Raw genomic sequence first — 18,910 nt, forward strand, 5'->3', positions numbered from 1 at the left:
CGATGAAAGGGCCCGGGCGGGCGGGCGCCGACCGCCTCGACGACGGTCTGCGCCCGTCAGCCGGCAGGATCAACGACACCGACGATGGGGCGCAATTCTTCGCCCCACCGTCGTCTCCGGCTCACTCCAGCCAGGACAGATAGCTGTTCGTGCCCCCGTTGCGCGCGTCCGCCAGCGCCGCCCGCCCGTCGATCCTGCCCGCCGCCGGATCGGAAAGCACGCGCGGCAGGGCATCGCGCACCAGCTCGGCCTGCCCCTCCGTCAGGTTGCAAGGATCCAGGTCGAAATAGCCCTTCTCGACCTCGTGACTGCGCACCACGATCGGCGGATCGAGACGGCCGAAGGCCACAGCGAATTGCGCGGCACTGGCGGGGGCGCGGGCCGGGTCCACGAAAACCCGCAACCGCTCCAAGGGATTGCCGGTCGGATCGGGAAGGGCGCGCGCGTCGATCCCCGGCAGCCCGCGCGCGGCCTCCGCCCACATCGTGAGCGCGCGGGTCTCGCCGGCACGCACCGCGTCGTGATCCCGCTCCATCCACTGCTCCATGGCGGCGATGGCACCGGCAAGGCTCTCCTTGCCGATCTTCATGCCCCGCCCGATCCCCATGTTCTGGAGATAGGCCGCCCGCACCAGGTTCCTGCGCCCGGCGACGATCCCGGAGGTCGGACCGCCCATGAACTTGTGGCCCGAATAAATGGCGATGTCGGCGCCCTTGGCGATCATTCCGGTCAGATCGTATTCCGAGGCCGCGTCGACGATCACCGGAACGCCCTTGGCGTGGGCGATCTCCACGAAGGTCTCGAGCGGGATCATCCCGTAATCGACGACATGGTGCGACACGACGAACAGCGCCGCCGCGGCCCCGTCAAGCGCGGCCTCCAGCTGGTAATCCCGCACCGCGGTGGACTGGCCCACGACATGCGTCCTCGCCCCGGCAAGCGCGATCGCCTGGGCGACGGGCGCGCCGTATTCGCAGAGATGGCCCATCATCACCGCCACGCCGTTGTCGGGGCCGGGGTCCTGCGGCAGCGCCTCGACCCGCGCGGGATCGAGCCCGGTCATGCAGCCCGCGATGGCAAGGGTGATCCCGGCGCTGGCCGAGGCCGTCAGGAACCCCGCCTCGGCCCCGGTCAGCCGCGCGATGGTCTCGGACGCCCGCGCCTGAAGCTCGTGGATCTTGGCAAACCGCGTCATCGCGGCGGCGGTGGCCTCGGCTACGCGGGGCGTCGTCACCGACCCGCCGAGCGAGGTCATGGTGCCCGACACGTTCACGACCCGGGACAACCCGTTGGCGTCGTGCCAGGACCAGTCGATGCGGTGGGGGGTGTTGTGACGAAGGTCTTCTGTTTTCGTTTCCATTCGGAGGCCTTATGGTTCGTATTTATGGAAGACATGCCCATCCAGAAGCGAAGCCGGACAAGCGGGATCGACCGCGCGCTCCAGATCCTCGACATCCTGACCGAGCGGCACAAGCCGATGACGGCCTACGAGCTGGCCAAGGTGTCGGGCGCGCCGCCCTCGACCGTCTACAAGGTCGTGGACGAGCTGGTGGAGCGGGCGATGCTGTCGCGCACCGGGGACGAGCGGATCTGGCTCGGGCCGCGCGTCATGCGCTACGGCCTCGCCTACCGGGCGCGGATGAGCGCCTTCGGCGAGGCCGAGCGCGCGATGTTCGCCCTGAACGAGCGGGTGCGCGAGATGGTCCAGATCTGCGCCCGCGACGAGGGCATGATGCAGGTGGTCGCCATGGCCGAAGGCTCGGCCGGGCCGTTCCGCGTGACCTCGGACGTCGGCACGCGGGTGCCGCTGAACTGGACCGCCTCGGGCCGCCTTCTGGTCGGCCACCTGCCCGACCGCGAGCGGCTGGAGATCTTTCGCACCCACGCCCGCCCCTCGGTCACGGGACTGGCGGAGACCGATCCCGTCCGGCTGGCCGAGATCAGCCAGAGCGATTTCCTGGCCGGCCTCTCGGTGCAGATCGACACGTCCGAGGACCAGGTGGCCTGCATCGCCGCCCCGATCCGCGATTTCGACGGGATGTGCCGCCTGACGCTGTCGGTCGTGATGCCGAAGACGCGTGTGGAAGAGAAGTTCGAGCTGGTCGCCCGCGAGGTCCGCGCGGCGGCACGCGATGTCGAACGGGCGCTCGGGCTGCATCAGGGCTGACCGTCCGGGGCGGGCGCCTCTTCGAAGATCGCCTCGATCTCGACGGTGATGCGGTTCGGCAGCGAACCGACGCCGAAGGCCGAACGGGCGTGGATCCCGCTGTGCCCGAACACCTCGCGCAGGAGGTCCGAGGCGCCGTCGATGACGAAGGGATGCCGCTCGAAATCCGGATCCGCGTTGACGAGGCCGAGCAGCTTCACGACGCCGCCCACCCGGTCGAGCGAGCCCAGGGCCTCGCGCAGGGCCGACAGGATGTTGAGGGCGACGAGACGGGCGTGGTCGCGCGCGGCCTCGGCCGACACGTCGTCGCCCACCCTGCCCCGCATCAGCGTGCCGTCGGCCTGCACGGGGCCCTGCCCCGAGACATAGATCATCCCGCCCGCGCGGCGCACGTTGCAGAACGACCCGATGGGGCTTGGCGCCCGCCCGGGAAGCGCGATCCCCAGCGACCGGAGCCGGCTCTCGGGTGTCGGGGCGGGGCGGGTGTCAAGCGTCATGCAGGTCCTCGTATCTGATGCAGAAGGTCTGGTGGTCCGGAGCCGCGGCGCGCGGCGTCGGCCGCTCCGTGGCGCAGACGGGCGCGGCATGGGCGCAGCGGGTGCGGAAGACGCAGCCCGAAGGCGGCGAGAGCGGACTGGGGATGTCGCCCGTCAGGGTCTCGCGGTTTCGGGCGGCGCGCGGATCGGGCCGCGGGATCGCCGAGTTCAGCGCGCGGGTATAGGGATGGGCGGGCGTCCGGTGGACCGGGCCGACGGGGCCTAGCTCCATCAGGCGGCCGAGGTACATCACGGCGACGCGGTCGCACAGGTAGTTCACCACCGAAAGGTCGTGGGCGATGAACAGCATCGTGAGGTTGCGCCGCTGGCGCAGGTCCAGCAGCAGGTTCAGCACCTGCGCCTGGATCGACACGTCCAGCGCCGACACGCTCTCGTCGGCCACGATGAACTCCGGCTCCAGCGCCAGCGCGCGGGCGATGCCGATGCGCTGGCGCTGCCCGCCAGAGAAGGCATGGGGATAGCGCTCCATGTGATCGGCGCTCAGGCCCACCTCTTCCAGCAGGGCGGCCACGCGGTCGCGCCGTTCGCCGCGCGACCCGACCCCATGGGCCTTCAGCCCCTCGGCGACGAGGTCGCCCACCTTCAGGCGCGGATTGAGCGAGGAGACCGGATCCTGGAAGATGATCTGCATCCGCCGCCGCATCTCCCGCATCCGGGCGGCGGAGAGCCCCGTGATGTCGGTGCCGTCGAAGATCACCTGTCCCACCGTCGGCTCGATCAGGCGGAGCAGGGCGCGGCCCAGCGTCGTCTTGCCGGATCCGCTTTCACCCACCAGCCCGACGATGGCACCGCGGGGGATGTCGAAGCTCACGTCCTCGACCGCGTGAACGGTGCCCGACGGCGTCTCGAACCGCTTGGTCAGGCCGCGGATGCTTACCAGCGGATCGCTCATGCCACCTCCTCGGAATGGATGCAGGCGGCGAAGTGGCCGGGTGCCTTCTCGGTCAGGGATACGCCCCTTTCGCAGGCCGGTTCGGCCAGCGGGCAGCGGGGCGCGAAGGCGCAGCCCTTCGGCAGCATCGTCAGCGGCGGCACCGAGCCCGGGATCGGCACCAGCCGTTCGTCCGGCTTCGGGTCGGGATCGGGAATCGAGGCCAAGAGGCCGCGGGTGTAGGGGTGGCGCGGACGGTCGAACAGGTCCAGCACCCCCGCCCGCTCGACCACGGCGCCGGCGTACATGACGGCGACTTCGTCGGCCATCTCCGCCACCACGCCCATGTCGTGGGTGATGAACAGGATCGACATGCCCAGGTCCTTCTGAAGGCGGCGCATCAGGTCGAGGATCTGCGCCTGGATCGTCACATCGAGCGCGGTGGTGGGCTCGTCCGCGATCAGCAGCGCCGGGTTGCAGATCATCGCCATGGCGATCATCACCCGCTGGCGCATGCCCCCCGACATCTCGTGCGGATAGGTGTCGACCCGGTTGGCGGCGCCGGGGATCTCCACCAGCTCCAGCATCTCGATCGTGCGGCGGCGGCGGGCCTTCGCGTCCAGCGTCTCGTGCAGAAGCAGCATCTCGCCGATCTGGTCGCCCACGGTGAACAGCGGATTGAGCGAGCTCATCGGCTCCTGGAAGATCATCGACAGCCCCGGCCCCCGCAGCGCCCGGCGCCGCGTCGGGGTCAGGGCGGTCAGGTCGTGCCGGGTGCCCGCCCGGTCGGTGAAGTCCATCCGCCCCGCCATCACCTGCCCGCCGGGGGGCAGGAGGCCCATGAGCGCAAGCGAGGTCACGGATTTCCCCGACCCGCTCTCGCCGACGAGCGCGAGGGTCTCGCCGCGCTTCAGCGCGAAGCTGACGTCGCGCAGGGCGACCACGGGCGACGCCTTCCGCCCGAAGCCGACCCTCAGACCCTCGACGGTGAGGATAGTTTCGCTCATGCGCGCCGCGCCGCCGTCTGCCAGTCGTCGCCCAGGACGGTGCCCCGCGGCTCGAACACGCGGTCCATCACCATCGCGTTGCCCTGGCTGTCGAGCACCTCCAGATCGCTCTCCGCAAGGTCGAACACGGTGAAATCGGCCCTTGTGCCTGGCGTCAGCCCCTCCCGCGCGCCCAGTCCGATGACGGAGCGGGGGGCGTGGGTCGAGGCGCGGATCACGTCGTCGAAGGGCAGGCCCACGGCCAGCAGCTTGGACATGGTGGTGGCCATGTCGCGCACCGGGCTTTCCATCGAGTTCCGGTGCAGGTCGGTCGATATCGAGAACGGGCGCAGCCCCTCGGCGATCGACTCGCGCGCGGTGCGGAAGTTGAACGAGGCCGCACCGTGGCCGATGTCCATCAGGATCCCGCGTTCGGCCATGTCCTGCGCCATCCGGAACAGCGCCCTGGTGTCGCGGATCGACCCCGCCGGCTTGCCGTTGAAGCAGTGGGTCACGATGTCGCCCGGCGTCAGGATCTCGAACACCTCGTCGATCAGCGGCGGCGGCTCGCCGACATGGACCATCAGCGGCAGCTCCGTCATCTCGGCCACCCGCTTGGCGATCTTCGCGGGGGTGATGCCCCAGCTGCCGACGATGACGCCCGAGGCGCGCACCTTGATGCCGCAGATCACGTCGCGGTTCGCCTCGACCACGGCAAGCGTGCGGTCGATGTCGATCGAGCGCCAGTCCTGCAACTCGGGCACCCGGTTGCAGGCAACAAGGCCGATCGAACCGATGTTGAGGAAGGCCTTGATGGTCTCCGACTGCGGCTCGATGACGTATTCGCGCAGGCCATGGAAGCTGGCCTCGCCCGCGCTGCCCGCGTCGGCCATGGCGGTGACGCCGGTCGGCCGGCCCGCCTCGGAGGCGCGAATCGAGATGTCGGTGCCGCCGTGCCAGACGTGGACGTGCAGATCGCACCAGCCGGGGCTCAGGTAGGCGCCGTTCAGGTCGACCTCCCGCGCGCCGGACTGCGGCCCGTCCGCGACAAGGCCGTCGTCCGCCACGTGGATGACCTCGGCGCCGCTTTCGAAGCCGGTGGCGCGGAAGTTGACGAGTTTCAGGGACAAGGGGTCAGGTCTCCTTTGCAAGACGGGGGTCGAGCGCATCGCGCAGCCCGTCGCCCACGATCTGCAGCGACAGGACCGAGAACACGATGGCGAGGCCCGGGAAGAGGATGAGGAAGAAGGCGTTGTCGATGTATTGGCGCCCTTCGTTGACCATGATCCCCCAGGTCGGGGTGGCCGGATCGACGCCGACGCCGAGGAAGGACAGCCCCGCCTCGGCGAGCATGGCATAGGCGAAGATGAAGGTCGCCTGCACCAGGATCGGCGAGACGATGTTGCGCAGGACATGGGTGAGCATGATCGCGGGCGTGCGGGTGCCAAGGGCGCGGGCCGCCTCGACATAGGGCATCTCGCGGATGACGAGGGTGGAGGCGCGCACGATCCGCGCGATCCGGGGCGTGTAGACGATGGAGAGCGCCAGCACGACGTTGCCCACCGACCCGCCGAAGATCGCCACCAGAGACAGCGCCAGCAGGATGTCGGGAAAGGCCATCATCGCGTCGATCAGCCGCGACAGCGGCGTGTCGAGCCGCCGGAAGAACCCCGCGACCAGCCCGATCACGATGCCGAGCGCCGAACTCAGCACCGCGACGCCCAGCCCGATCCCGAGCGAGGCGCGCCCGGCGACCAGCAGCCGCGCCAGCAGGTCGCGCCCGAAGGCATCCGCACCGAAGGGATAGCCCTCGCTGCCCGGCGGCGACAGGCGGCTGCGCACGGACATGCCGCCGATCTCCGTCACCCCGAGCGCGGGCAGAAGGAAACAGGCCGCCACGATCGCGACGAAGACGGCCAGCCCGACCGTCACCAGCGGGCGCGCGGTCAGTTGCCGGGCGAAGCCGGGGGCGGGAGAGGCGAGACCGCTCATCAGTATTTCACCCGCTTGTCGACGACGAGGTACAGAAGGTCGGTCGCGAGGTTCACCAGCACGTAGATCGCCGCGACCACGATCAGCGTCCCCTGCACGACCGGGTAATCCCGCCGCAGCACCGCGCCGACCGCGAGGTTGCCCATGCCGGGCAGGTTGAACACCCGCTCGGTCACGACCGCTCCGGACACAAGCAGCGCGAAGGTCAGCCCGACGACGGTGATGATCGGGATGCCTGCGTTCTTCAGCGCGTGGCGCAGGACGACCCGGCGCTCGGACATGCCCTTGGCGCGGGCGGTGCGCACGTAGTCCTCGCCGAGGATGTCCAGCATCGAGGCGCGGGTGAAGCGCAGGATCAGAGCCGAATTGGTGATCCCGAGCGTGATCGAGGGAAGCACCAGATGTTCGAGCCGCGTGGCGAAGCTCGCGTCGGGCCCGCCATAGCCCGAGACCGGGAACCAGCCCAGATCGGTGGCGAGATAGCGCTGGAAGATCAGCCCGGTCAGGAAGCTCGGAACGCTGGCGGCCAGCATCGCCGTGGTGACCGACATCTGGTCCCCCGGCGTGCCCCGCCGGTAGGCGGCCCAGATGCCGATGGGGGTGGCGATCACCAGCGCGACGACCAGCGAGAACAGCGCCAGCAGGATCGACGGCTCGGCCCGGCCGGCCAGCACCTGCGTCACCGGCTGGTTGAAGAACAGCGAGGTGCCCAGATCGCCCTGCACCGCATTGGCGAGGAAGGTGAGGTACTGGACGAGGATCGGCCGGTCGAGGCCAAGCCGGGCGCGCAGGTCGTCCACCTCCTGCGGCGTGGCATCGGGGCCCAGCATCAGGCTTGCGGGGTCGCCGGGCGCCAGCCGGACGAGAACGAAGGCGATGCTCAGCACGAGGAAGATCACCACGAACATGCCGAGGATGCGTTTTGTCAGATATCGGCTCATCGCGCGCGCTCCGTGGGGGGATCCGGCCCTCCGGAGAGGGCCGGGATGTCGTCACTCGGGCAGCTTGGCGTTCCAGAACGCCGGCCAGGGCGAGGGCGTGACCCCCTCGAGACCCGCGGCCTTGCCCTGAAGGGCGTTGAAGTTGCCGACCTTGATCAGGCCCACGTCCGCATAGATGATCTTCTGCAGCTCCGCGAAGACCGCCTTGCGCTTCTCGGGATCGCTCTCCGAGGTGAAGCGGTCCAGGATCTCGTTCTTCTCGGGATTGTTCCACCCCTCGCGGGCGGTCGGGAAGAAGGACGAGGTCAGCGCCGGTTCCGGCAGGAAGGGCGAGTGGGTGATGTAGATGTCCCAGAGGTCGGGGTTGTCGCGATTCTGCGCCAGCGTGGCCCAGTCCACCACGTCCATCTCGACCGTGAAGCCCGCCATCTCCAGCGCCATCTTCGCGACCTCGGCCATCTGGTAATGGAACTCGTACTGGCGCGAGGTGAGGATGCGCAGCGGGCTGCCGTCGTATCCCGCCTCCTGCAGCAGCGCCTTCGCCTTCTCCTGGTCGTTCTGGTTGTAGAGGTCGGTGCCGTCCTCGGTGTGCCAGGCCCAGCCCTCGGGATACATCGCGCCGTCGGTCTGGAAGAACTTGTCGTCGCCGAAGGCCGCGAACATCATGTCGTCGAACGGCAGCGCCGCCTGCACGGCCTGGCGCACCTTCAGGTCGGTCATCAGCCCCTTCTTGTGATTGATCGCGAAGATCGGCCATCCGAAGGGTTCCAGCAGCACCGGCTCGGCCGCATCGGACTGGGCAATGCGGTCATAGGCTTCGGTCGACAGCCCGTCGGCATAGGCGAACTGACCCGAAAGCAGCCCCTCGACCCGGGTGTTGGGATCGGGAACGGGGACGAAGCGGATCTCGTCGGGGATCTGCGCGCGCTCGGCGGCGCCGGTGGGCTGGGTGTAGCCGTCGAACCGAACCAGCTGGGTATAGCGGTCGGGCTCGTGCGCCTCCAGCTTGTAGGGGCCGGTGCCGACGACCTTGTCGATCTGCGGCGCGATGATCTCCTCGGGATAGACGGCGGCGGCCGAGTTCGAGAAGGCCAGCAGCGACAGCAGCGGCGCATAGGGCTCCTTCAGCGTGATCGTGATCTCGGAGGGGCCCGTCGCCTCGACCGTCTCCACCTTGTCCGCGATCCCCTTGCCGCGGCTCGCCACCTCCAGCCAGCGGTCGAGCGAGGCCTTCACGTCGGCGCTGTCCATGGACGAGCCGTCGTGGAACGTGACGCCCTCGCGCAGCGGGATGACATAGGTCAGCCCGTCCTCGGAAATCTCGGGCATGTCCGAGGCGAGAAGCGGGACGACCGACCAGCTGTCGTCGAAGGTGTAGAGCGTCTCGACGAAGTGCTGGGTGACGATCGACACCACGTCCTTGGTCGACACCATCGGATCGAAGGTGTCGGGTTCGCCGATGATGGCGACGTCGATCGTGGCGGCCGAAAGCGGGCCTGCGAGAAGGGCGCAGGCCGCGACCGTCAGGCGGAAACTCGAGCGATGGATCATTGGGGTCTCCCTGGGAAAGTGAAACGTCTTACGCGCTGTCACCCCATTAAAGCCCGCCGACCCCCATAACCGTCAACCATACTCCATAATCAGGGATTATTTCGTTCAAGCTGATGATCCGACTATCATAACTATCGCCGATCCGGGGCGCCGCTTGGTCCAGTCTCGCCCGATTGTCCTTCGACCGCGGGGCGCCCCGATGAAAAGGACTCGGCTGCGGGCTCAGTCCTGGACCGGCTTCCCGGCGCCCTCCGCCATGGCCGCCAGCCGCTCGCCCAGCACCGCGTCCACGATCAGCCGGTTGACGAATCCGGCCCTCAGCACCGCCAGTACCGCCCGCGCCTTCACCGCGCCTGCCGCCACCAGTGTCACGTCCGTGCGCCGCAGGTCGTCCAGATCCACCGAGGGCGCGCGGTCGTTCAGCGGCGTGTCGGCCAGACTGCCGTCGGCGCGGAAGAACTTGCCGGTGCTGTCCGCGACCGTTCCCGCCGCCGCCAGCGCCGCCGCCTCCTCCGCCGTCAGCAGCGATCCTTCGTAAAGAAGCGCCCCCGGCGCGCATTCCCCGACGCTGATGATCGCATGATCCGCCCGCCGCGCCACCTCCAGCGTCTCGCGCACCATGCGCTGGCGCAGGATCACCCGGCAGTCCTCGACGCTGTCGGCCAGGAAGGGCGCGGGCATGAACATGGCCCCGCCCCCCGTAAGCCCCGCGAACCGCGCGCAGACGTCGAACGGGCTGGTGTCCGAGGTGCGCGCCATCGACCCCATCAGCGACACGAAGGTCAGCTTCGGATTGCGCAGCCCGGTCAGCGCCTCGGCCGCGGCGGCCAGCGTCCGGCCCCAGCCGACACCGATGGTCAGCGCCGCGTCCCCCCGTCCGATTCGCGCCAGGAACCCGGCGGACAGGATCCCCACCGCCCGCCGCGCGATCGCGTCGCCCTCGGGCATTCCCGCCATCGGCGCCACCTGCACCTCGGTCAGGCCGAACCGCGCCGCCAGCCGGTCGGCCAGGGCCAGCGTGCCCGTCGTCTCGTGGTTGATCGAGACGCGCACAAGCCCCGTCTCCCGCGCCTCCGCCAAGAGCCGCAGCACCTTGAAGCGCGAGATCCCGAGCCGCCGGCTGACCTCCTCCTGGCTCAGCCCGCCCACGTGATAGAGCCACGCCGTCTGCACCAGATCGTCCGTCTCGCCGCGCTGCGGGGCCATGGCCCTCTCCCGTGAAACCTGCGCCCCGATAAGGCCCTTGACCGCCGCTGTCGTCAACGAATATCACATTTGTGCATTAACTGCACAGATGTTGCACCGCAGCAGAGCAGGCGCAGCAAGACGGCAGGGTCCGGGGAGGGGACATTGGCGCAGACGTCGCACCACGTGATCGGCATCGACGGCGGCACCGAGGGCCTGCGCGCCCACGTGTTCGACCTGACGGGCCGCTCCCTCGGCACCGCCCGCACCGCCTATGACACTGTGTTCCCCGCGCCGGGCCTAGCCGAACAGGCGCCCGAGGACTGGTGGCGCGCCTGCGGCGAGGCCGTGCGCGGCGCCGTCGCCGACGCGGGCGTCGATCCCGCAAGCATCACCGCGCTGTGCGCCGACACGACGTCCTGCACCGTCATTGCGCTGGACGCCGACGACCGCCCGCTGCGCCCCGCGATCATGTGGATGGACATGCGCGCCCATGCCGAGGCCGCCGACATCGCCGCCACCGGCGACCCGGCGCTGCGCATCAACGGCGGCGGCGCGGGCCCCGTCTCGCCCGAGTGGATGATCCCGAAGTCCCTCTGGATGTCCCGCAACCAGCCGGACCTGTGGGAGAAGGCCGCGAAGGTCGGCGAATACCAGGACTACCTGAACCTCCGCCTGACCGGACGCTGGTGCGCATCGCTCAACAACCTGACCATGCGCTGGCACTACCAGACCGACAACGGCGGCTGGCCCGACAACCTGCTGCGCCGCATCGGCCTTGCCGCCGTTCGCGACAAGTGGCCCTCCGACATCCTCGCCCCCGGCGCCGTCGTCGGCCCCCTGTCGCCCGAAGCTGCCGCCCACCTCGGCCTCCCCGAGACCGTCAAGGTCGTGCAAGGCGGCGCCGACGCCTTCATCGGCATGATCGGCCTCGGCGTCCGCCACCCCGGCGACCTCGCCCTGATCACCGGATCCTCGCACCTGCACCTCGGCATCGCGTCCGAAACCGTCCACGCCAGGGGCACCTGGGGCACCTACATTGACTGCGTCTATCCCGGCCGCCCGGTCATCGAGGGCGGCCAGACCTCCACTGGCTCGGTCATCGCCTGGTTCAAGCGCCACTTCGCCGAACACACCTCGTTCGACGACCTGAACGCCGCCGCCACGCAGATCCCACCTGGCGCGGAGGGGCTGCTGGTGTCGGACCACTTCCAGGGCAACCGCACGCCCCACACCGATCCGCTGGCCCGGGGTGCGATCACCGGCCTCACGCTGAAACACACCCCCGCCCACGTCTACCGCGCGCTGATTGAAGGCGTCTGCCTCGGCACCCGGCTGATCGTCGACAGCTTCGGCGCGGCGTTCGAGGCGAGGCGCATCGTCGTCGCCGGCGGCGCCGCCCGCGCGCCCTTCTGGCTGCAGGTCCACGCCGACACCCTCGGCGTCCCCCTGGAACTCACCGAGGAGTCCGAGGCCTGCCCCCTCGGCGCCGCGATCCTCGCCGCCACCGGCGCGGGCCATTTCGAGAGCATCGACGCGGGCTGCGAAGCCATGGTGAGAACCGCCAAGGTCATCACCCCCGACCCCGAAACCCACGCCGCCTATGCGCCGATCTACGAGCGCTACAAACGGGCCTATGCTGCCCTGAAACCGCTCAGAGCCGAGACATGACGACAAACACAGCTCCCCTCTCCCGATACCGCACCATGCGCCGCATCCGCAGCTTCGAGGAGCGCGTGGGCGAGCTGTTCCTGCGCGGCGAAAGCGCCGGCTCCATGCTGCACCTGTCCATCGGCGAGGAAGCCGTCGTCGGCGTCACCGACGCGATGCAGAAGGGTGACACCTTCACCACCCACCACCGCGGCCACGGCGTGTTCCTCGGCCGCGGCGCCGACCCGGCCCGGATGATGGCCGAGATCGGCGGCAAGGCCTCGGGCTATTGCCGCGGCAAGGGCGGCTCGATGCACATCGCCTCCCACGCGCTCGGCCATCTCGGGGCCAACGCCATCGTCGGCGGCGGCATTCCCCATGTCGTCGGCGCGGGCCTCACCTACCGCAACCGCGGAACGCGCCAGGTCTCGGTCGCCTTCTTCGGCGACGGGGCGATGCAGCAGGGCATCCTCTACGAGGCGATGAACATGGCCGCCCTCTGGAAGCTGCCGGTGCTGTTTGTCTGCCTCAACAACCAGTACGGCATGGGCACCCGCGTCGACCGCTCGGCCGGCCGCCTCGCCTTCGGCGAACGGGCCGAATCCTTCGGCCTCGCCGCGGCTCACGGCGATGGCACCGATGTCGAACAGGTCCACGATGTTGCGAGCCAGCTGGTGGTGGGCGCCCGCGACGGCCGGCCCGGCTTTCTCGAAATCGACAGCTTCCGCTTCTACGGCCACGCCCGCATGGACAAGAGCCCCTACCGCACCCCCGAGGAGGAGGAGGAAGGCAGGAAGCGCGACCCCGTCCTGAAAGCCCGCGAAAGGATCATCGCCGAAGGCCTCGCCACCGAGGACGAGGCCACCGAAATCGACACCGACGCGGCCGAAGAGATGGACGCCGCCCTCGAATCCGCCGTCACCGCCGCACCCCCGGCCCTCGACACGATGTTCGAGGACGTGTTCGCCCCCGGAACCCCTGCCCCACGCCCGCAACGCGACCGCCTCCGCGCCATCCTGTCCGAGGACGCAGCATGAGCGCCATCGAAACCACCTACCGCGACGCCATCCGCCAGGCCCTGCTCGACGCCATGGAAGAGGACGAAAACGTCATCCTCATTGGCGAGGAGGTCGGCCTCTACGGCGGTGCCTACGGTGTCACCAAGGGCCTGATCGATCTCTACAGCGCGAACCGGGTGATCGACGCGCCGATCTCCGAAGCGGGCATCGTCGGCACCGCCGTCGGCGCCGCCATGACCGGCCTGCGCCCCGTGGCCGAGCTGATGTACGTCGATTTCATCGGCCTCGTCATGGACCAGCTTGCCAATCAGGCCGCGAAAAGCCGTTACATGTTCGGCGGCCAGATCGCCGTGCCCATGGTTCTCAGGACGCAAGGCGGCACCGGCCGCTCCGCCGCCGCCCAGCACTCGCAAAGCCTCGAAGCCTGGATGCTGCACACCCCGGGCCTGCGCCTTGCCATGCCCGCAACGGTGAACGACGCCTACCACCTGCTGCGCGACGCCCTGCGCCAGCCCGACCCGGTCGTGTTCATCGAGCACAAGGGCCTCTACACCATGAAGGGCACGCTCGACCCGGAAACCCCCGACGCCGGTTGGGGCACCCCCGTGATCCGCCGCGACGGCAAGGACCTCACCATCGTCACCTATTCCCGGATGCTGCACGAGGCGATGCGCGCCGCCGACACCATGGCCGAGGCGGGGATCGATGCCGAGGTCATCGACCTGCGCTGCCTGAACCCGCTGGACGAGGCGGCAATCTTCGCCTCCGTCCAGCGAACCGGCCGCGCCATGATCGTCACCGAGGCCGCCACCGCCGGCTCGGCCGCCTCGGAAATCGCCGCGCGGATCGGCGAATCCTGCTTCGACTGGCTCGAGGAACCCGTGGTGCGCATCGGCGGCGAGGACATCCCGATCCCGGTCTCCCCGTCCCTCGAGAAAGGCTCCATCCCCTCGGCGCAACTGATCGCCGAAGCGGGCCTCTGGCTCATGCGGAAGGAGACCCCGGCGTGGGCCTGACCACCCTCACCCTGCCCCGCCTCGGCGAGACGATGGAGGAAGCCAAGGTCACCGGCTGGCTGGTCCCCGAAGGCCAGCCCTTCAACCGCGGCGACGTCCTTCTCGAAGTCGAGACCGACAAGACCGTGGTCGAGGTTCCGGCCCTAAAATCCGGCACGATGGTCGCGCATCTGGTCCGGGAAGGCGACACCGTTGCCCTCGACGCCCCGATCGCCGAGGTCGAGGCCGAAGTGGCCACTCCGAACCCCGGAGTCGTCCGCGACAGCGAAGACGAAACGCCCGCGAAGCAGCCGGAGGCCCGTAGCGGCGAACGCCCCCCTGCTTCTTCTTTGCACAAATACTCAACTCCCACGCCCGACACGAGCGACACGCCGCGGAACAGTGTGCCGGCCAGTCCCCGCGCCCGCCGCCTCGCCGCCCGCTCCGGCGTCACGCTGGAGTCGGTAGAAGGCACCGGACGCCGCGGCCGCATCACCGGAGAGGACGTCGCGCGCGCCGTGCGGCCGACGGCCAAGTCCAGCCGCAGGGCCTCTGATCACGTCGCCACGCCCGAGGGCCGCATCGCCCTGCGCCGCGTCGCATCCGAGGCGACGGGAACGCCCGTCCTGCTGCTTCACGGCCTCTACGACCACGGCCGGGGCTGGCGTGACCTGCCCGACCGGATCGCGCGCGCAGGTCATCCCGTTCTCGTCCCCGACCTGCCCGGCCACGGGCAAAGCGACCCGTCAGGCAGTCTCGAGTCCGCCACGAACGCCCTCCTCGCCCTTCTGCCCGAAGGCAGGGTGATCCTCGCGGGCCACTCGCTCGGCGCGGTGCTGGCGACACGGATCGCCCGCCGCATCGGTCCCCGCGCCGCGCGTCTGGTCCTCTTCGCGCCCGCGGGCCTCGGACCGAGGATCAACGCCGACTTTCTCGACGGCATGGCCCATGCCGAAACGCCCGAGGCGCTTGCCCGCGCCTTCGCCCTGCTCGACGCGGGGCCGATGTCCGCCACGATCCTCGACGCCGAACTCGCCCGCCTCCGCGCCACACGCCAGGGCAGTGCCGCCCTTGCCCGGGCCGGGGCGCAGAACGGGCTCCAGCAGAGCGACATCGCGTCCGATCTGGCCCAACTCGCCTGCCCCACCGCCGCCGTCTTCGGCCTCGGGGACCGCATCATCAACTGGCAGGACTGCGCCGCCCTGCCCGCCCGCACCGCCATCCACCTCGTTGCCGATGCAGGCCATCTGCCCCATTTCGCCGACCCCGGCCTCGCCCTAGCGTTGCTGACCGGCAGCACCGCCGAGGACCGCGCGGCATGACCCATAACCGACTGAAACCGATGGAAAACCGGGGGGCCCCGTCAAGAAGGGCTGGAAATGCCCCGGCCTTTCGATCAAGGTGACGAAAAACCAGACCGGCGCCATCAAAACCGCGCCACAAACGGGAGGAAGACCATGAAAGCCAGAACGAAACTGCTTGCCTGCCTGCTGGGCGCCAGCGCCATGACGGCCGCGCCGCTTGCCGCCAGCGCAGAGACCTCGATCGCCACCGTGGTGAAGATCGCCGGGATCCAGTGGTTCAACCGCATGGAGGAAGGCATCAAGAAATACGCCGAGGATACCGGCACCAACGCCTTTCAGGTCGGCCCGGCCCAGGCGGACCCGCAGCAGCAGGCCGCGCTGATCGAGGACATGATCGCCCAGGGCGTCAACGCGCTTGCCGTGGTGCCGATGTCGCCCGAGGCGCTGGAGCCGGTGCTGAAGCGCGCGCAGGATGCGGGCATCGTGGTCGTGACCCACGAGGCCGCCAGCCAACAGAACACCACCTATGACATCGAGGCCTTCAAGAACGAGGACTTCGGCGCCAACCTGATGGAGCAGCTCGCGACCTGCATGGGCGGCGAGGGCGAATATGCCGTCTTCGTGGGCTCGCTGACCTCGCAGACGCACAACCAGTGGGTCGACGGCGCCATCGCCTACCAGAAGGAAAAGTATCCGAACATGACGCTGGTCGGCGACAAGAACGAGACGTTCGACGACCAGCAGCAGGCCTATGCCAAGGCCCAGGAAGTGCTGCGCGCCTACCCGGACATCAAGGGGATGCAGGGCTCGGCCTCGACCGACGTCGCGGGCATCGGCCTTGCCATCGAAGAGCGCGGGCTGGAGGATCAGACCTGCGTCTTCGGCACCTCGCTGCCGTCGATCGCAGGCCAGTACCTTGAAACCGGCGCCGTGGACGGCATCGGCTTCTGGGATCCCTCCATCGCCGGTTACGCGATGAACAAGGTGGCCCAGATGGTGATGGACGGCAAGACGGTCGAGGACGGCGCCGGCCTGGGGCTTGAAGGGTACGAGAACGTCAAGCTGGACGGCAAGGTGATCTACGGCCAGGCCTGGGTGAACGTGAACAAGGACAACATGGCCGACTACCCGTTCTGAGCCATGCTTCTTCCGGGGGCCGCTGCCGTGCGGCCCCCGATTTCCGTCTCTGACAAGGCCGAAATCCCCGTGTCCGACACCTCCCCGCCGCTGGTCGAGATGACCGGCGTGACCAAGAATTATTCCGGCATCACCGCGCTCGACAGGGTCGATTTCACGATCCGCGCGGGCGAGGCTGTCTGCCTCGCGGGCGAGAACGGCAGCGGGAAGTCGACCCTCATCAAGATCCTTGCCGGGGTCGAGCCGCGCAATGCGGGCACCGTCGCCTTCAACGGCACAAGGCACGAAACGCTGTCGCCGCGCATCTCGGCCGACGCGGGAGTCATGGTGATCTTCCAGGACTTCTCGCTGTTTCCGAACCTGACGGTGGCCGAGAACATCGCCTTTTCCTCCCAGCTCGCCCATTCCGGCGCCTTCTACAGGGGCGGCCTTTCGCGCGACCTGGCGAAGAAGACGCTGGAGCGGGTGGGCGTCGACATCCCGCTGAACGCCCGGGTCGAGCAGCTCCCCGTCGCGCACAAGCAGCTGGTCGCGATCTGCCGGGCTCTCGCCATGGACGCGCGGCTGATCATCATGGACGAGCCTACCACCGCCCTGACCGAGCGCGAGGTGAAGTCGCTGCTGACCATCATCCGGCGGCTGAAATCCGACGGGGTCGCGGTGCTGTTCGTGTCGCACAAGCTGGCCGAGGTGCTGGAGGTCTGCGAGAAGGTCGTGGTCCTTAGGAACGGCGCCAAGGTCGCCGAGGGGCCCGCCACGGACTTCGACAGCGCCTCCCTCACCCGCGCGATGACCGGCCGCGACGTGGCCGAAACGCCGCCCGACCCGCTGGATCCGTCCGCCCCTGCCCTTCTCGAAGTCACGAACCTGGCGAAACAGGGCGTCTTCGACGACGTCTCCTTCACGCTCCGCCAGGGCGAGGTGCTGGGCATCGCGGGCCTCCTCGGCTCGGGCCGCACCGAGCTTGCCAAGGCCCTGTTCGGGCTGATCCACCCGGACAAGGGAGAGATCCGGCTGAAAGATCGTCCCGTTCCCCTGGGCGATCCGCTGCGCGCCGCGGATGCCGGGATCGGCTACGTGCCCGAGGACCGGCTGACCGAGGGGCTGTTCCTGGACCAGTCCATCGCGCGCAACGTCGCCGTCGGCCGCCTCGACACCCATGACAAGGGCGCGATGCTGGACCTGAAGGGTCTCTGGGCCGAGGCGAACGACTGGCTGAAGCGCCTGACCGTCAAGCATTCCGACCCCGAGGCGCCGGTGCGCTCGCTCTCGGGCGGCAACCAGCAGCGCGTCGTGCTGGCCCGCTGGCTGGCCACGGGGCCGAAGGTGCTGATTTTGAACGGTCCTTCGGTCGGGGTCGATGTCGGCTCGAAGTCGGATATCCACGGCATCATCCGCGATCTCGCGCGGGAGGGTCTTGGCGTCATCGTCATCTCCGACGACCTGCCCGAGCTTCTGGCGACCTGTCATCGCCTGCTGGTGATGAAGGGCGGCCGCATCACCGACGAGATCGCGGGCCGCGATACCGATGAAACCGACCTTGGACACAGGCTCGCCTCGTGAAACTGAACCTCGCCCGCAACGAAGTCCTCGTCGCCCTGGTGATCCTGGCGTTCTGCGCGCTGGCCGCCGCCTCCGATCCCCGCTTCCTGTCGATCCCGACCCTGACCGACCTGCTGAGGAACGGCATCATCCTCGGCATCTTCTCGGTCGGCGCGATGCTGGTTCTCGTCTCGGGCGGCATCGACGTGTCCTTCACGGCCATCGCGGCCTTCGCGATGTACACGACGACGACGTTCCTCCTCGAGCACGCGCCGGGCCTGCCCTGGCCGGTGATCTTCGCCATCTCCATGGTGCTCGGCGCGCTGCTCGGCTGCATCAACGGGGTGCTGATCGCCGTCTTCCGGCTGCCGACGCTGATCGTCACCCTCGGCACGCTCTCGGTCTTCCGCGGCTTCCTGCTGACCTTCGTCGGCTCGAACATGATCTCGGCCCTGCCGCCGGAAATGCGCAACTTCTCGCGCCTGATGATGTTCCGCGGAACCAACGCCGACGGTTCCTTCTTCTCGCTGCCCTGGGCCTTCGCCGCGCTCGTGATCGTCGTGGTGCTGACCTGGTTCATCCTGCACCGCACGATGCTTGGGCGGTCGATCTTCGCCGTGGGCGGCTCGGTCGAAAGCGCGCGGCGCATCGGGATCAAGGTCACGCGGACGCAGTTCTTCGTCTACGTCTATGTCGGCGCGCTCGCCGGTCTTGCCGGGATCATCCACGCCTCGCTCTCGCGCCTCGCCAACCCGTTCGACCTGGTCGGGCTGGAGCTGTCGGTGATCGCCGCCGTCGTCCTTGGCGGCGCGCGGCTGACGGGCGGCTACGGCACGTTGACCGGCACGCTTCTCGGCGTCGCGCTGATCGTGCTGGTGCAGAACTCGCTGATCGTCATCGGCGTGCCCTCGACCTTCCAGTCGATTACCATCGGCATCCTGATCCTCGTCGGCACCGGCCTGCCCGCCTGGCAGGCCAAGCGGCAGGCGGCGCGGTCGGCATGATGTTCGTCC

At 69.0% G+C, this 18,910-nt stretch carries 17 protein-coding genes; 8 read left to right on the forward strand and 9 right to left on the reverse strand.

Going from position 1 to position 18,910, the window contains the following annotated elements; translation table 11 throughout:
- Window positions 1–121 precede the first annotated feature (121 nt).
- Entirely contained in the window at window positions 122–1,360 is a 1,239-nt protein-coding gene (locus tag A7B20_RS12765) for an aminotransferase class V-fold PLP-dependent enzyme (RefSeq protein ID WP_102108969.1), read from the reverse strand.
- A 33-nt stretch (window positions 1,361–1,393) separates the two neighbouring features.
- Here A7B20_RS12765 and A7B20_RS12770 point away from each other — a divergent pair, with 33 nt between their 5' ends.
- Entirely contained in the window at window positions 1,394–2,167 is a 774-nt protein-coding gene (locus A7B20_RS12770; protein WP_245866877.1) for an IclR family transcriptional regulator, read from the forward strand.
- On the opposite strand, the gene A7B20_RS12775 is transcribed toward A7B20_RS12770, so the two are convergent.
- From A7B20_RS12775 to A7B20_RS12810, 8 genes are all read right to left on the reverse strand, one after another.
- Window positions 2,158–2,664: a RidA family protein gene (locus tag A7B20_RS12775; RefSeq protein WP_102108971.1), complete on the reverse strand. Its 507-nt coding sequence runs from the start codon at window positions 2,662–2,664 to the stop codon at window positions 2,158–2,160. The two genes, A7B20_RS12770 and A7B20_RS12775, sit on opposite strands and share 10 nt — an antisense overlap.
- On the reverse strand, window positions 2,654–3,616 hold the full coding sequence (locus tag A7B20_RS12780) for an ABC transporter ATP-binding protein (RefSeq protein WP_102108972.1): 963 nt from the start codon (window positions 3,614–3,616) through the stop codon (window positions 2,654–2,656). Before A7B20_RS12780 ends, A7B20_RS12775 begins: the two co-directional genes overlap by 11 nt.
- Window positions 3,613–4,602 (reverse strand): ABC transporter ATP-binding protein, encoded by a 990-nt coding sequence (locus tag A7B20_RS12785; protein WP_102108973.1) that lies wholly within the window; start codon window positions 4,600–4,602, stop codon window positions 3,613–3,615. Before A7B20_RS12785 ends, A7B20_RS12780 begins: the two co-directional genes overlap by 4 nt.
- Window positions 4,599–5,711, reverse strand: coding sequence for an amidohydrolase/deacetylase family metallohydrolase (locus tag A7B20_RS12790; RefSeq protein ID WP_216641206.1), 1,113 nt, complete (start codon window positions 5,709–5,711; stop codon window positions 4,599–4,601). The genes A7B20_RS12785 and A7B20_RS12790 overlap by 4 nt, the downstream gene beginning before the upstream one ends.
- Window positions 5,712–5,715: 4 nt before the next feature.
- Window positions 5,716–6,573 (reverse strand): ABC transporter permease, encoded by an 858-nt coding sequence (locus tag A7B20_RS12795; protein WP_102108975.1) that lies wholly within the window; start codon window positions 6,571–6,573, stop codon window positions 5,716–5,718.
- Entirely contained in the window at window positions 6,573–7,514 is a 942-nt protein-coding gene (locus tag A7B20_RS12800) for an ABC transporter permease (RefSeq protein WP_102108976.1), read from the reverse strand. The genes A7B20_RS12795 and A7B20_RS12800 overlap by 1 nt, the downstream gene beginning before the upstream one ends.
- A gap of 51 nt (window positions 7,515–7,565) precedes the next feature.
- Window positions 7,566–9,065, reverse strand: a complete 1,500-nt coding sequence (locus A7B20_RS12805; protein WP_102108977.1) for an ABC transporter substrate-binding protein — start codon at window positions 9,063–9,065, stop codon at window positions 7,566–7,568.
- Window positions 9,066–9,287: 222 nt separating this feature from the next.
- Window positions 9,288–10,271, reverse strand: a complete 984-nt coding sequence (locus A7B20_RS12810) for a sugar-binding transcriptional regulator (protein ID WP_102108978.1) — start codon at window positions 10,269–10,271, stop codon at window positions 9,288–9,290.
- A gap of 144 nt (window positions 10,272–10,415) precedes the next feature.
- Between A7B20_RS12810 and A7B20_RS12815 the strand changes: the two genes are divergently transcribed.
- The 7 genes from A7B20_RS12815 (at window position 10,416) to A7B20_RS12845 (ending at window position 18,901) form a co-directional block, all read left to right on the forward strand.
- Window positions 10,416–11,921 carry an FGGY-family carbohydrate kinase gene (locus tag A7B20_RS12815; RefSeq protein ID WP_102108979.1) on the forward strand — a complete coding sequence of 502 codons (1,506 nt, stop codon included), beginning with the start codon at window positions 10,416–10,418 and terminating at the stop codon, window positions 11,919–11,921.
- The gene (locus A7B20_RS12820; protein WP_102108980.1) at window positions 11,918–12,937 is read left to right on the forward strand and encodes a thiamine pyrophosphate-dependent dehydrogenase E1 component subunit alpha; all 1,020 of its coding nucleotides are present in this window, start codon (window positions 11,918–11,920) and stop codon (window positions 12,935–12,937) included. The genes A7B20_RS12815 and A7B20_RS12820 overlap by 4 nt, the downstream gene beginning before the upstream one ends.
- Window positions 12,934–13,935, forward strand: a complete 1,002-nt coding sequence (locus A7B20_RS12825; RefSeq protein ID WP_102108981.1) for an alpha-ketoacid dehydrogenase subunit beta — start codon at window positions 12,934–12,936, stop codon at window positions 13,933–13,935. Before A7B20_RS12820 ends, A7B20_RS12825 begins: the two co-directional genes overlap by 4 nt.
- Window positions 13,926–15,236 carry an alpha/beta fold hydrolase gene (locus A7B20_RS12830; protein WP_102108982.1) on the forward strand — a complete coding sequence of 437 codons (1,311 nt, stop codon included), beginning with the start codon at window positions 13,926–13,928 and terminating at the stop codon, window positions 15,234–15,236. The genes A7B20_RS12825 and A7B20_RS12830 overlap by 10 nt, the downstream gene beginning before the upstream one ends.
- A 135-nt stretch (window positions 15,237–15,371) precedes the next feature.
- Window positions 15,372–16,355 (forward strand): autoinducer 2 ABC transporter substrate-binding protein, encoded by a 984-nt coding sequence (locus tag A7B20_RS12835; RefSeq protein WP_102108983.1) that lies wholly within the window; start codon window positions 15,372–15,374, stop codon window positions 16,353–16,355.
- A 69-nt stretch (window positions 16,356–16,424) separates the two neighbouring features.
- Window positions 16,425–17,918 carry a sugar ABC transporter ATP-binding protein gene (locus A7B20_RS12840; protein WP_245866890.1) on the forward strand — a complete coding sequence of 498 codons (1,494 nt, stop codon included), beginning with the start codon at window positions 16,425–16,427 and terminating at the stop codon, window positions 17,916–17,918.
- Window positions 17,915–18,901 carry an ABC transporter permease gene (locus A7B20_RS12845; protein ID WP_102108985.1) on the forward strand — a complete coding sequence of 329 codons (987 nt, stop codon included), beginning with the start codon at window positions 17,915–17,917 and terminating at the stop codon, window positions 18,899–18,901. Before A7B20_RS12840 ends, A7B20_RS12845 begins: the two co-directional genes overlap by 4 nt.
- Window positions 18,902–18,910 lie beyond the last annotated feature (9 nt).

Origin of the sequence: Oceaniglobus roseus, from assembly GCF_002869745.1 — a bacterium.
Taxonomy (GTDB): domain Bacteria; phylum Pseudomonadota; class Alphaproteobacteria; order Rhodobacterales; family Rhodobacteraceae; genus Oceaniglobus; species Oceaniglobus roseus.

What these genes read in the sequence shown, in the direction of transcription:
- A7B20_RS12765 (WP_102108969.1), bottom strand. Translation starts at nt 1,360, where the DNA reads ATGGAAACGAAAACAGAAGACCTTCGTCACAACACCCCCCACCGCATC.
- A7B20_RS12770 (WP_245866877.1), top strand. Translation starts at nt 1,394, where the DNA reads ATGCCCATCCAGAAGCGAAGCCGGACAAGCGGGATCGACCGCGCGCTC.
- A7B20_RS12775 (WP_102108971.1), bottom strand. Translation starts at nt 2,664, where the DNA reads ATGACGCTTGACACCCGCCCCGCCCCGACACCCGAGAGCCGGCTCCGG.
- A7B20_RS12780 (WP_102108972.1), bottom strand. Translation starts at nt 3,616, where the DNA reads ATGAGCGATCCGCTGGTAAGCATCCGCGGCCTGACCAAGCGGTTCGAG.
- A7B20_RS12785 (WP_102108973.1), bottom strand. Translation starts at nt 4,602, where the DNA reads ATGAGCGAAACTATCCTCACCGTCGAGGGTCTGAGGGTCGGCTTCGGG.
- A7B20_RS12795 (WP_102108975.1), bottom strand. Translation starts at nt 6,573, where the DNA reads ATGAGCGGTCTCGCCTCTCCCGCCCCCGGCTTCGCCCGGCAACTGACC.
- A7B20_RS12800 (WP_102108976.1), bottom strand. Translation starts at nt 7,514, where the DNA reads ATGAGCCGATATCTGACAAAACGCATCCTCGGCATGTTCGTGGTGATC.
- A7B20_RS12805 (WP_102108977.1), bottom strand. Translation starts at nt 9,065, where the DNA reads ATGATCCATCGCTCGAGTTTCCGCCTGACGGTCGCGGCCTGCGCCCTT.
- A7B20_RS12810 (WP_102108978.1), bottom strand. Translation starts at nt 10,271, where the DNA reads ATGGCCCCGCAGCGCGGCGAGACGGACGATCTGGTGCAGACGGCGTGG.
- A7B20_RS12820 (WP_102108980.1), top strand. Translation starts at nt 11,918, where the DNA reads ATGACGACAAACACAGCTCCCCTCTCCCGATACCGCACCATGCGCCGC.
- A7B20_RS12825 (WP_102108981.1), top strand. Translation starts at nt 12,934, where the DNA reads ATGAGCGCCATCGAAACCACCTACCGCGACGCCATCCGCCAGGCCCTG.
- A7B20_RS12835 (WP_102108983.1), top strand. Translation starts at nt 15,372, where the DNA reads ATGAAAGCCAGAACGAAACTGCTTGCCTGCCTGCTGGGCGCCAGCGCC.